Annotated in this window: 9 protein-coding genes; 4 read left to right on the forward strand and 5 right to left on the reverse strand. The window is 57.7% G+C overall.

What is annotated here, in order from left to right; translation table 11 throughout:
• Positions 1-9: 9 nt before the first annotated feature.
• From bchL to bchF, 5 genes are read right to left on the reverse strand one after another with little or no spacing between them, the layout of a single operon-like run.
• Positions 10-939: a ferredoxin:protochlorophyllide reductase (ATP-dependent) iron-sulfur ATP-binding protein gene (gene bchL / locus ACVDG4_RS09155; protein WP_447234819.1), complete on the reverse strand. Its 930-nt coding sequence runs from the start codon at positions 937-939 to the stop codon at positions 10-12.
• The gene (locus ACVDG4_RS09160; RefSeq protein ID WP_447234820.1) at positions 936-4,706 is read right to left on the reverse strand and encodes a magnesium chelatase subunit H; all 3,771 of its coding nucleotides are present in this window, start codon (positions 4,704-4,706) and stop codon (positions 936-938) included. The genes bchL and ACVDG4_RS09160 overlap by 4 nt, the downstream gene beginning before the upstream one ends.
• On the reverse strand, positions 4,681-6,243 hold the full coding sequence (bchB, locus tag ACVDG4_RS09165; RefSeq protein ID WP_409689609.1) for a ferredoxin:protochlorophyllide reductase (ATP-dependent) subunit B: 1,563 nt from the start codon (positions 6,241-6,243) through the stop codon (positions 4,681-4,683). The genes ACVDG4_RS09160 and bchB overlap by 26 nt, the downstream gene beginning before the upstream one ends.
• The gene (locus ACVDG4_RS09170) at positions 6,234-7,538 is read right to left on the reverse strand and encodes a ferredoxin:protochlorophyllide reductase (ATP-dependent) subunit N (protein WP_447234821.1); all 1,305 of its coding nucleotides are present in this window, start codon (positions 7,536-7,538) and stop codon (positions 6,234-6,236) included. Before ACVDG4_RS09170 ends, bchB begins: the two co-directional genes overlap by 10 nt.
• Positions 7,535-8,092, reverse strand: a complete 558-nt coding sequence (gene bchF / locus ACVDG4_RS09175; RefSeq protein WP_209177044.1) for a 2-vinyl bacteriochlorophyllide hydratase — start codon at positions 8,090-8,092, stop codon at positions 7,535-7,537. The genes ACVDG4_RS09170 and bchF overlap by 4 nt, the downstream gene beginning before the upstream one ends.
• Positions 8,093-8,310: 218 nt before the next feature.
• Here bchF and ACVDG4_RS09180 point away from each other — a divergent pair, with 218 nt between their 5' ends.
• The 4 genes from ACVDG4_RS09180 (at position 8,311) to ACVDG4_RS09195 (ending at position 13,133) form a co-directional block, all read left to right on the forward strand.
• Positions 8,311-9,291, forward strand: a complete 981-nt coding sequence (locus ACVDG4_RS09180) for a cobalamin-binding protein (protein WP_447234822.1) — start codon at positions 8,311-8,313, stop codon at positions 9,289-9,291.
• On the forward strand, positions 9,288-10,724 hold the full coding sequence (gene ppsR, locus ACVDG4_RS09185) for a transcriptional regulator PpsR (protein WP_447234823.1): 1,437 nt from the start codon (positions 9,288-9,290) through the stop codon (positions 10,722-10,724). The genes ACVDG4_RS09180 and ppsR overlap by 4 nt, the downstream gene beginning before the upstream one ends.
• Before the next feature lie 95 nt (positions 10,725-10,819).
• Positions 10,820-11,740, forward strand: coding sequence for a chlorophyll synthase ChlG (gene chlG / locus ACVDG4_RS09190; RefSeq protein WP_447234824.1), 921 nt, complete (start codon positions 10,820-10,822; stop codon positions 11,738-11,740).
• 22 nt (positions 11,741-11,762) lie between these two features.
• On the forward strand, positions 11,763-13,133 hold the full coding sequence (locus ACVDG4_RS09195; protein ID WP_447234825.1) for a BCD family MFS transporter: 1,371 nt from the start codon (positions 11,763-11,765) through the stop codon (positions 13,131-13,133).
• Positions 13,134-13,142 lie beyond the last annotated feature (9 nt).

Consider the following 13,142-nt stretch of genomic DNA (forward strand, 5'->3'; position numbering starts at 1 on the left):
CAAACCTTCTTATTCAAAGCCGAGAAATTCAAAGATTTCCCGGTCTTTCATGGGTTCAGCCTGAAGGGCCTCTGTCCCCGCCCAAAGTTGCTCTGCGAGCTGGAGGTACTCGTTCTGGATGGCTGCGATTTCAGGACTGTCGCCCATTTCAAAGAGCGTGCTTTTTTTGAGGCGGCTCAGGCGCACATGATCGGAATCCGGTACGTGGGCGAGACGCTTCAGACCAACGCTCTCATTGTACCGGTCGATCTGGTCTGTTTCGCGGGACCGGTTGGCGATGACACCGCCGAGGCGCACCTCGTAGTTTTTCGCCTTTGCCTTGATTGCGGCCACGATCCGGTTCATCGCGAAGATGGAATCAAAGTCGTTGGCCGCGACAACAACCGCCCTTTCGGCGTGTTGAAGCGGAGAGGCAAAACCGCCGCAAACAACGTCCCCAAGGACATCGAAGATCACCACATCGGTATCATCCAGAAGATGATGTTCCTTTAAGAGCTTGACGGTTTGACCGACCACATACCCGCCGCAGCCTGTGCCAGCTGGCGGCCCGCCGGCCTCAATGCACTGAACCCCATTGAATCCCTCGACCATATAGTCTTCCGGACGCAGTTCCTCGGTGTGGAAATCAACCTGCTCCAGGATGTCGATCACGGTCGGGATCAGGCTTTTTGTCAGCGTAAAGGTGCTGTCGTGTTTCGGATCGCAGCCGATCTGCAAAACCCGCTTGCCGATCTTGGAGAAAGCCACAGACAGGTTGGACGAGGTGGTCGACTTGCCAATGCCGCCCTTGCCGTAAATCGCAAAAACTTTGGCGCCGTCGATTTCCATCGTCGGATCAAGATGAACCTGGACGCTGCCGTCGCCATCCGCGCGCTCCCGGAGCTTCTGAGCGGTTTTCGCCTCTTGTGCGGCTGTCTTCGGATGGGTGTAGATGTTCATTCGGCTGCCTCCGTTGCCAGGCCTTCCAGCCGGTCTTCCAGTTCTTCACCCGCCCGGCGCAGAGCCTCGAGCGTTTCTTCGTCCGGTTGCCAGTAGTTGCGTTCGTGCGCTTCCATGAGCCTTGCCGCGACCCGTGCCGCAGAGGCCGGATTGAGATCGGCGAGCCGCCGGCGCATCGCCTCGTCAAGCACGTAGGTTTCCGTGATTTTCTGATAGACCCAGGGCTCAACGCCGCCGGTTGTTGCCGACCAGCCAAAGGTGTTTGTGACATTGGCTTCGATGTGCCGCACACCCTCATAGCCGTGCTGGAGCATACCCTCATACCATTTCGGATTGAGGGTCCGGGTCCGGGTTTCCAACGCGACCTGCTCGTCGATGGAGCGAACCTTGCCTTCACCTTGGGTCTGATCGGAAATGTAAACGGGGAGTTTCGCGCCGCCCTTGGCCTTTGAGACGGCTTTTGAAAGCCCGCCAAGCGTGTCGAAATAATGCTCAATCGTGGTGACGCCGATTTCGACCGATTCCAGGTTTTGATAGGCCATGTCGACATCTGCCAAAACAGAATCGAGAAGTTCGGTCTGGCGGCTGGTCTTGCCCTTGCGGCTTATCGCAAAGCTTTTCCGGTTCGTGTAGGTTTCTGCGATTTCCTCGTCATCGGTCCAGGCCGATGAGGCAATCAACATATTGACGTTGGACCCGTAGGTGCCGTCCGCATTGGAAAAGACGCGATAGGCCGCCTCTTCCAGATCGCAGCCATTGGCCTTGCAATAGGCAAGTGCATGTTTACGTATGAAATTCTGCTCAACGGGCTCATCCGCCGTGGCCGCCAGATAACTTGCTTCAGCTAGCATGCTCGCCTGGATCGGCAAAAGATCGCGGAAAATGCCGGACAGGGTCATCACGGCATCGATGCGTGGCCGGTTTAGCTCTTCAAGCGGGATCAGTTCAGCGCCGCAGACGCGGTTGTAGAAATCTAGCCGCGGCCGCGCGCCCATGAGCGCCATGGCCTGCGCCAGCGGTGCACCACCGGTTTTCAGATTGTCTGTGCCCCACAAAACGATCGCAACGGTCTCTGGCAGTTTGCCATCGGTCTCCAAATACCGTTCCAGAATGAGGGCCGCCTGGCGGGCGCCATCTTCAAGCGCGAACTTGCTTGGAATACCAAACGGGTCAAAGCCGTGAATGTTGCGGCCGGTTGGCAGGAGATCCGGCGTGCGTAACAAATCGCCAGATGGGGCTGGCGGTAGGAAGCGCGCATCAAGTGCCTGTACCAGGCCGTCAAGTTCCCGATTGTCTGATAAGTCCTGATCGATCTGGACGAGTTTTTGGACAACAGACTTTGCCTCTTCGTCGAGGGTGTCCGATGCCGCAGCCAGGGCATCGCGATCTCGATTGGCAATGACCTGACACAGCTCCGGGTCGGCGATAAAGCCTGCCCCTGTCTCGACACTCAGAGCCATCTTCGCGAGCATTTCGGCGCGCTCGGTCGTATCCATACCGCGTCCCGCAATGTGCAGGCCGTGGGGGATCAGCGCGTATTCGGTTTCGGTGATGGCCGCGACCAGATGCTGAATAAATTGGTCTTCGGATAGCTCCGCCGTTTTGCCCGTGAGATCGAGTTCGTCGGCTTGAACGCGGATCACGTCCAGAAGACGTTCGCGCTCGCCTCTGGCTTCAGGCGCCATGGACCGGTACTGATCAAGGCTGGTTTTTAGGCTGTTCAGGCCCTTGTAGAGACCGGCTTCCGTGATTGATGGGGTGAGGTAGGACACAAGCGTTGCGGCAGACCGGCGTTTGGCGATCGAACCTTCGGACGGATTGTTGGCCGCGTAGAAATAGAAGTTGGGCAAAGCGCCCAGCAACCGATCCGGCCAGCAGGAGCCGGACAGTCCGGTATGTTTGCCCGGCATGAACTCCAACGCACCATGCGTTCCAAAATGCAGAACAGCATCGGCAGCAAACGTTTCGCGGAGATACGTGTAGTACGCGGCAAAGGCATGGTTCGGAGCAAACCCGCCTTCAAACAAGAGCCGCATCGGATCGCCCTCGTAGCCGAAGGACGGCTGGAGAGCGATCAGCAGATTGCCGAACTGACGTCCGAGAATGTGGATCCCACGGCCGTTGCTCAAAATGCGCCCTGGTGCCGGTCCCCACTGATTTTCGATCTCGCTCAGAAACTTTTCCTGACGGACATGATCATCTGCAGAAACAGTCACATGGACGTTGGCCTCGGTGCCATAGCGGTCCGAGTTGCCCTTGAGGATCATGTTCTGAAGCGTCTCAACATCGGCAGGCACATCGACATCATAGCCTTCCGCTTTCAAGCGCTTCATCGTCTCCAGGAGGCTTTCAAAAACGGACAGGAAAGCCGCGGTTCCGATGTTGCCGCCGTTGGGCGGGTAATTGAACAAGGTGGCTGCGATCTTGCGGTCTGACCGTGGGGTCTGGCGCAGCTTGGTCATTGCCGCGATCCGGTCGGCAAGCAGACCGACACGTTCATCATCCGGCCGCATGCAAGACCGGCCAGACGGGCATGTTCCAAGCTGCCGGGCGCAAATGCAGCTCTTGCCATTGGCGTCCGATCCGCTGCGGCCACCGATCACCATGGATCCGACGGCACCATCCAGCTCGGGGATCGCAACCATCAAGGTGGTTTCAATCGGCGTAAGCCCTTGCGTTGAGGCCTGCCATCCCTCGCGGCTCTGGAATTCGGTCACGCAGGCTGACAGATAAGGAACGTCAAGCTTTTGAAGGGTTTCCGCGGCCGCAGCTGCATCGCTGTAGGCCGGGCCACCGACAAGCGAGAAGCCGGTCAGCGAACACAGTGCGTCGACCGTTGGCTTGCCATTGGCATCCGTCATGTAGGTTTCGATCGCGGACCGCATATCGAGACCGGAACAGAACACCGGAACGACATTCAGCCCGCGCGCCTCCAGCGCCGAGATGACCACGTCATAATGGCCGGTGTCACCGGACAGAATGTAAGTTCGCAGAAGCAGGAGCCCGACCGTACCATTCGCCGCTTTGACGGTCGCGAGATCGCTCTTTTGGGTCGTAATCCGCGGTTCGGTGCGCGGGTGATAGAGCCCCATATCTGGGTAGTCACTCGGTGGCTTTGCCGCGACCGCCGAACGCAACGATTTCCGTTCGCCGGCGGCATATTTACCGACCAGCAGGCGGACCATGTTGGCGATGTTCTCGTCCGACGCCGCGATCCGGTACTGCAGGGTCAGGAAATAGTTGCGGACATCCTGGGCGGTGCCCGGGATGTATTTCAAAAACTTGGGCAACCGGCGGAGCATCGCCATCTGGCGCTCGCCGGCCGTTTTGCCGCTCTCCTTGCCACTGTTGGAGCTGCTGCCGCGCAGTTTCTTCAAAAGCGCAAGCGGCCCTTTTTGCTCACCGCTCATGCGGAAGCGGCCCATGGCCGTATACTTCATGATCGTGCCGGCGGACATGCAGCAGACCATGGCGTCACACTCAAGGTGCCGTTCTTCCAGAACGTCCGCGATCGCCTTCACGTGTTCTTCGACGAAGATCATCGAAACAACGATGATGTCGCCTGCCCGGATGGCGTCACGGCAGCGGGCCAGCTTGTCCGGATTGTCCGCCCAGTCGGTTGCCGCATGCACCGTGAAGGTCAGACCCGGCATCTCTGTTTGCAAAGCCCTGCGCGCATCATCGACGGCAGCTGCGACATGATTGTCGAGCGTAACAAAGACCACCCGGATCGGGAGGTCGTTATCGGGCGAAGTGCGCTTTCGCATCGTATAACGTCTCCACGGTTATCGGGTGAATGCCATTGTCAGCGGCAAAGCTCTCGGTGTTGCGCCGCGCCTTGCCGCGCACAAAAAACGGGACTTTCTTGAGTTCCTTTTCAGCTTCGTCAGTCCAGAGCGTTGCGCTCGCTGGCAAGGTGATCTGGTCTTCCGCTGAAGTACCTGCCGGTGCTGTCTGCTGGTTTGAGGCTGCCGCCGGACTGTGGGCATGCAGATGCGAGGCAGTCGCCCCGTCATTGAATTCAAAGTCGTCGCGGAACATGGACAGCAAATGCTCTTCCAGCCCCATCATCAGCGGATGAACCCAGCTGTCGAAGATGACATTGGCACCCTCAAAGCCCATCTGCGGCGAATACCGCGCCGGGAAATCCTGGACATGGACCGGCGATGAAATGACAGCACAGGGAACACGCAGCCGCTTGGCAATGTGGCGTTCCATCTGGGTGCCGAGCACCAACTCCGGGCGTGCTTCTATGATGGCATCTTCAACGACCAAATGATCATCGGTGATCAGCGGCTCAACGCCGTACTCCTTGGCTGCAGCCCGCACATCGCGCGCAAACTCGCGCATGTAGGTTCCAAGACCGCAGACTTCGAAGCCAAGTTCGTTCGCGGCAATTCGGGCTGCGGCAATTGCATGCGTCGCATCGCCGAAGATGAACACCCGTTTGCCGGTCAGGTAGGTGCTATCGATAGACCGGGAGTACCAAGTGAGACGGTCCTTGTTTTCTGACGATGACAGGACCGGTTCAAGACCGGCTAAAGCCCGTGCCTCGGTGACAAATCTGCGAGTTTCGGACACGCCGATCGGCACCGTAGACATGTACGGCATGCCGTAAGCCTTTTTTAGCCAGCGGGCTGCGGTATCGGCGATTTCCGGGTAAAGCACGATGTTGAAGGCAGCCTCTGGCAGTCTGGCCAGATCTTCCGGACTTGCACCGAGCGGGGCGACCACCCTGACATCTAGATCGTTTTCTTCCAGCAACGCTTTGATCTCACGGACATCGTCCCGGTTCCGGAAACCGAGGGATGTCGGGCCCAAAATGTTGCAGGTGTTGGCTGGAATGGTCTCAGGCCGCTGCCGATTGGACGCGCACGCCCGCACCAGCTGATAAAACGTTTCCGCTGCGCCCCAGGTTTCTTTCTTCTGGTAGGATGGCAGTTCAAGCGGCACGACGGGAATGTCGAGATCAAGTGTTTTGGCAAGGCCGCCCGGATCATCCTGAAGGAGTTCCGCGGTACAAGATGCCCCAACCAGCAAGGCACGCGGCTTGAACCGATCGACCGCATCGTGACAGGCCGTCTTGAAAATGTCGGCGGTTGACGCGCCGAGATCGCGCGCCTGAAACGTTGTGTAGGTTACAGGTGGCCGGCTGTCCCGCCGCTCAATCATCGTGAACAAGAGATCGGCATAGGTATCGCCCTGAGGCGCGTGCAGAACGTAATGCACATCCTTCATCGAGGCGGCGACCCGCATGGCGCCCACATGAGGCGGTCCTTCGTAGGTCCACATGCTCAGCTGCATGGCGCGCCCTCCTCAAATCCGAGACCGGATTTCAAAACGGACTGGCGCCGCAGCGGACGCACGAAGAGTTCTGCAAGATCGCCTGCCTGCTCGTAGCCCTGGATCGGTGTGAAGGCGAATTCGATCGACCACTTGGTCAGACGGCCTTCCGCTTCAAATGGATTGGCAAGACCCATACCGCAGACAATCAGATCGGGATCCGCCTCACGGGCGCGATCAATCTGAAGATCAACATCCTGACCTTCCGAGATCGCGCTGCCCGGCGGAAGCAGTGCAAGTTCGCCTGCTGCATGCTCCCGGTGAAGGTAGGGGCTTCCGACCTCGATGATTTCCGCTCCCGTTTCGCTGTGGAGGAAACGTGCCAGCGAAGGCTCGAGCTGAGAATCTGGGAAGAAGAACATCCTGCGTCCTTCAAGCCAAGGCAAATAGGATTGGAGCGCGGCTTTGGCGCGTTTGCGCGGCGCGGCTGTCGCTGCTTCGAACCGGTCCTCCGGTACACCGAAAGTGTCGGCGATCGCCTTAAACCAGGCCGTTGTCCCCTCTTCACCGAGCGGGAAGATGGAATTAATGCGTTCAGCGCCGCGCGATTCCAGAGCTGCGGCTGTCGCCCCCAGATAGGGCTGAGCCAGAATGAACCGGGTTCCCGGGTCGATTGACGGCATCGCCGCGCTCGAACGGCCGGGCAGGAACTGAACACCCTCAATACCAAGGTCGTGAAAAAGGCGCGCGAACTGATCCTCAACAACATCGGGAAGACACCCGGCGACAATCAGTTTGGTTTCGTTTTGCGGACTTGAGGCTGGCGCTTCGTTCACAAGCGCGGTGAGGAAATTGTCCTCGCCTTGGGTGAAAGTCGTCTCGATGCCACTGCCCGAATAACAGAGCACACGGTGTTTGGGCGCGTGAACCCGGTTCAACCGCTCAGCAGCCTTGGACAAATCGAACTTGATGACTTCAGACGGGCAGGACCCGACCAGGACCAGCATTTTGATGTCCGGACGGCGCGCGAGCAGCTTGTCGACCACGCCATCAAGCTCGTCATGCATGTCCGCCATGCCGGCAAGATCCCGCTCTTCCATGATCGCGGTCGCAAAGCGCGGCTCTGAGAAGATCATGACCCCAGCCGCCGATTGCATCAGATGTGCACAAGTGCGGGATCCGACGATCAGAAAGAAAGCATCCTGGACCTTCCGGTGCAGCCAGATGATGGAGGTCAGGCCGCAAAAAACTTCGTGCTGGCCCCGCTCCCGGATTGTCGGCCCTGTCCCGCATCCAGCAGAAAACGTCTGGTTCATTGAGAACCTCCCGCGATCTGCAAGTCGCTAACGCCGGCGGACCGGACGCCACTTTCAAGACCAGTCTTGCGGGCTGTCTGATCCAGCCGGGCGAGCCGCAGTTTCCAGACGAATTGTCCCGCATTGACCACATATGTTGCATAGGCTGCCAAGGCCAAAGCCATCAGCTGATTGGCAGTCAGAGCCTCGGTGAACAGAGCTGCGAGATAGGCCGTGTGCAAGGCCAGAACCAACATGGAAAAGACGTCTTCCCAGAAGAACGGCCGGGCGAACAAGTAACACCCGAACACCTCTTTCTCCCAGATCGATCCAGTGATCATGATCGCGTAGAGCGTAAGCGTCTTGATCACGACGGAGAGCTCGGCTGCGCCCTGCATCTCGCCTGAGATCAAAAAAACAACGATAAGAGCAAGGCTGATCAGAAAGACGACAAACTGAACGGGTGCCAGAACGCCTTGGACCAGTGTCCAAACGGTTTCATCACGGCGGCGTCTTTCTTCCTCGGTGTAAAGAAAACCGGGTTTTATCGAATTCCTGTTTCCACTCACGGACATTCAACCCTCCCCCCGAACCCGACATTGGGTTCAGCAGATGAGTGAGGGTAACGCCGCAACTGCAAAAGTGTCAACTTTGATTGACGTATATTTTTGTTTACATCACGTCACGTGAGAGTCATGCTAAGCAGGCTCAAGGTGCAAATAAAAGCAACAATTGCGCACGCCGGAGCATGACCCCTTTCCGTAAGGCCAGGGAGGCCGACCGCGAAGTGAGGATGAACGGCACAACAGAATTGCCCGTTGAAACCGCGGACGCCCGCCGGACAGAGCCTGCCGACGGCAATATTTTTGTTTCTGATCAGGCAAATATGGTAAAGAAATCCCGGCTTAACAGCGGCGAACAAGCAACGCTCCGCAACCTCATCCAAGGACCAGTAGCAGCAATGGCCGCAGAGCAATTATCTGGCCTGCTGGATGCAGGTCTTGAAACCGACATCCGCTACAAATCTGTTATCGCAGAAATGTACGAACGTATCCTGGCACCTGATGCCCGCATACAGGATCATCTTGCCTTTCTGGACGAGGAAGTCCGCTCCAGGTTCAGATCAAATGGCAACCCGGCAGCACTTCCACCCACCGCAATGAAAGTCATGCTTTTAGAAGCGGTTGCGCGCGAACTGGGCAAGAACTGGAGCTGCGACGCAGCCAGCTTCATCGATGTCACGATCGCTTCAGCCCGGCTGCAAGCCATTGCTCAAGCCCTCACCACGGAAGCTGCGCGGGAGCGCTCTGGATCGAAGGCCCCGTTCGCCGTCATCTTTCTGCCCGTTGATGAACAACACAGCCTGATGTCCTACCTCACTGGCGCCCTTTTTCAGGCACTTGGATGGCAGCAACAGGTTGTTCCGCACGAATCACTGAGTGAATTCGAGTTCGCCAAAGTGGTGACTCAAGCTGATGTTGTCTGCATTGCGTGGAGCACCACATACCTGAAAAGCAACGCAATCCGACTGATTAACGACATCAAATTGTATTCCAGCCACAAAACACTACCCATAATTGCAGGCGGTGCTGCTACCCTTGACTTTATCGACCCCCTTGTGGAAATGGGCGTCGATTGTATTTGCGATAGCGCGCTTTCAGCGGTAAAAATCGCTGAGAGTTTCTACAATTTGGAAAAAATCAATCACTTTGCCGCGCAGGAAGGCCGCGATGCAAAAAGAAGAAAAAGCAGCATCGATCGGCATTCCCAATGACCTCTCCCTCGACACATGGCGCGCTGCAAGATATCGGGGTTGGGACTGATTTGCTTGATTTGCTGGGCGCAGACGCCTTAACAGCCTTGATCGGATTGGGTGCCGATATCGTTGCATTGGTGGACGACAAAGGTGTCGTAAATCGCCTCCATTACCGCAACTCCGATCTGGATCCGTATGGTTTGTCGGCCATCGTCGGCAAGCCCCTGCGCGACTGCGTAACCGTGGAATCTGTTCCGAAAATTGACGCCCTCCTTGCCCCGGCGAAAAAACGGCCAGCCCGTGGCTATCAGGTCAACCACAGCGCCAGCGGCCTTCCCGACCTTCCGGTCGCCTACACGGCCAGCAGGACTGACGACTTTCCATTCACCATTGTTGTCGGACACGAAATGCGGCAGCAGATGCTGGACCAGCAGCGTTTGGTGGAAGCGCAGATCGCAATGGAGGCCGATTACCGCGAACTCCGGCAGGCCGAAGCGCGGTACCGGACAGTCTTCAAGATGTCCGAAACAGCCCATGTCGTACTGGACGGTGAAAAAAGAACAATTCTGGAAGCGAATACGGCAGCTGTATCTCTCTTGACCGGCGCTTCCGGCAATCTAACCGGAAAGGCGATGCGGGACCTCTTTAAGAAAGAGGACCGGGAACGTCTTGCAGATGCGATTGGTGAAGCCCGCCATAGCGGTGAACCAGTCCAGCTTGCCAACCTTCACAGCAGCGCAGGAAGTACCTTCGACGCAAAACTGCGCGCCTACCGGGAACACGGCACCACAAACCTGGTCATTACCCTGGAGAATTCCCAGGAAACGGACAGGGGTGATGCTAAACGCTCCAGCGATCATCTCAATGGCGCCCGCGTTGATCTGGAACTTCTGCCCGAAGCCGCGTTGACGATTGATGGCGAAGGCACGGTTTTGTCGGCAAATACTCTGTTTCTGGACCGTGTTCATGCACCGACCCTCAATCAAGTGGTCGGACGAAATGTGTCAAACTGGCTCGGCAAATCCACCGTCGAATTAAGTGTTCTCTTCACCCGCGTCCGGGACGAAAAGACCCTCAGCGGGTTCTCTTCTGTTCTGACCGATACGCTCGGGGAGGGTCAGGATGTCAGTCTCTCCGCCCATTACAACAAAGAGACCGACACCACACAGCTTCTGGTTATTCCTCAAGCGGCCAGCGCCGGTAAAATGACCTTGCCGCCGCCTGCGACACCAGATCAGGCCGAAGGATTTGCGAGCCTCGTTGGCAAAGTGCCCTTGAAGGAGCTGATCCGGGAGTCACTGGACGTTGTTGAGCGGATCTGCATTGAAGCCGCCCTTGACCAGACCAACAACAACCGCGCCAGCGCGGCCGAGATCCTGGGCCTCTCACGTCAAAGCCTCTACATCAAACTGCGCCGGCACGGGCTCGAAAACTACCGTCCCGGCAGTTGAAGTTTTCGAGCACCCGTCAACTCTCATTTACAGTCACATATTATAGCCGCGCAATGTGTCAGTTTTAATTGACACTTTTTAGGGCGACGCCTAGCATGTTTGGTATGGAACTCACCCGCCAAACACCACAGGCCAACTGGCCCATGCCCGGCGCGATCGTCGCTTTGCTCAAGCCGATCACCTGGTTTCCGCCGATGTGGGCCTATGCGTGCGGTGCGATCTCCACAGGTCACGGGATGGATGGGCGTTTGGGGTTCATCGTGCTCGGCGTCCTCTTGGCCGGCCCGCTTTTGTGCGGCACCAGCCAGGCGGTGAACGACTGGTTCGACAGACATGTTGATGCGATCAACGAACCGGACAGGGTGATCCCGTCCGGCCGGATGCCAGGACACTGGGGTCTTTATATCTCTATCATCATGTCGGCGCTCTCGCTGGCTGTCGCCGGACTGATGGGTTCCTTCATCTTTGCAGCAGCGCTTCTCGGTCTTGCCTTTGCCTGGGCCTACAGCGCGCCGCCCTTCCGCTTCAAGCAAAACGGCTGGCTGGGCAATGGCGTTGTCGGCTTCAGTTACGAAACCCTGCCTTGGCTGACAGCAGCGACCGCCATGACCGGCCTTGTGCCGGAAACACCAATCTGGATCGTGGCCTTGCTCTATGGCCTTGGTGCCCATGGCATTCTAACGCTGAACGATTTCAAGGCGATTGCAGGCGACAAGGAAATGGGCATCCGGACCCTTCCCGTTCTGCATGGGGAACGATCCGCAGCCCTCATCGCCTGCGCCGTCATGACCGTGGCTCAGGCGGGCGTTGTCCTGACACTCTGGATGCTCGGACTGCCGGTCTATGCCTTGGGAATCCTTATTGTTCTGCTGCTGCAGATGGTGTGCATGGTTCGCTTTGCCCGCAATCCCGTGCGATTTGCAGTTTGGTACTCGGCCATCGGTGTCGGGCTCTACGTCACAGGAATGATGATCACAGCATTTGGACTGCGCACTTTGGTGCCAGCCATCTCTTAGGCTTATTAAAAGGGAGATCCCCATGTTCGGTCGGGGAGACGCCAATCAGCAAAACTCCACAGCGGTCAAAGGGCTGAGCTGGATCTCGATTTTGCGTCTTGGGCTTGTACAGGCGTCACTGGGCGCCATTGTGGTTCTCACCAACTCTACGCTGAACAGGGTCATGATCGTCGAGTTGGCCCTGGCAGCCGTTATTCCTGGCTTGCTTGTCGGGCTCCACTACGGCGTGCAGATCTCCAGACCCTTGTGGGGGCACCGGTCGGATATTGGAAACTCGCGAACCCATTGGATCCTGGGCGGTTTGGCGCTTCTCGCCGTAAGTGGGACAGCAGCCGCGGCAACCACATTTCTTTTCGAGATCAGCTTTGCAGCCGGCTTGGCAGCGGCGCTTCTCGCCTACGCGCTTATCGGGGTCGGCATCGGGGCAAGCGGCACATCCCTACTCACGTTGATTGCGACCAAAACGGCACCGGAACGCCGGGCATCGGCAGCCACGATCACCTGGATGCTGATGATTGCCGGCATCGTGGTGACTTCAATTGTCACCGGGATCAACCTTGAACCTTATTCGCATCTCCGACTTGTTACAGTCACCGCCCTCACCGGTGTTGCGGTTCTGGTTCTGTCGGCCATCGCAGTTGCCGGAATTGAACGCAAACCGACCATGGTGGGCGAGACTGGCCGCGAGAAACCGGGCAGTTTCCGCGAAAGTGTGCGCGAAGTCTGGAGCGATCCGGAAGCGCGCCTTTTGACCGTGTTCATCTTCCTGTCGATGCTGGCCTATTCCACACAAGACCTGATCCTGGAACCGTTTGCCGGCTTGTTGTTCGGCATGTCTCCGGGCGAGACAACAAAGCTGTCTGGAACGCAACACGGCGGTATCTTTGCGGGCATGGCACTTGTCGGGATCGCCGGATGGCTGTTTTCAAAACGCAAGCCCGGCCTGATGAAGATGTTCATTGTCACCGGCTGTGTCGGTTCGGGCGTGGCGCTCGCCTGTCTTGCGGTCTCGGCATCATTTGCACCGGCCTGGCCGCTTGAGGTCAACATCTTCGTACTCGGTTTCATGAATGGCGCGTTCGCCGTTGCGGCCATTGGCACCATGATGATTCTCGCGGGCGCCGGAAAAAAAGCCAACGAAGGCATGCGGATGGGCGTTTGGGGCGCAGCTCAGGCCATCTCCTTCGGCCTTGGAGGACTGGCCGGCACGATCGCCTTGACCCTCGGGCGATGGGCGACGGCCCAGGACAGCACCGCTTTTGCAATCGTCTTTTCAATGGAAGCCGTCTTGTTCCTCATGTCTGCGGCCATCGCGTTGCGGATCGGCGGCGGTCAAGTTGCCAAACCTCGTTTGCCCGTACACCGGGAACCATCAGCGGTGCCCGCCGAATAGGCGCAAAAC

The sequence above is a fragment of the Roseibium sp. MB-4 genome, from assembly GCF_053005265.1.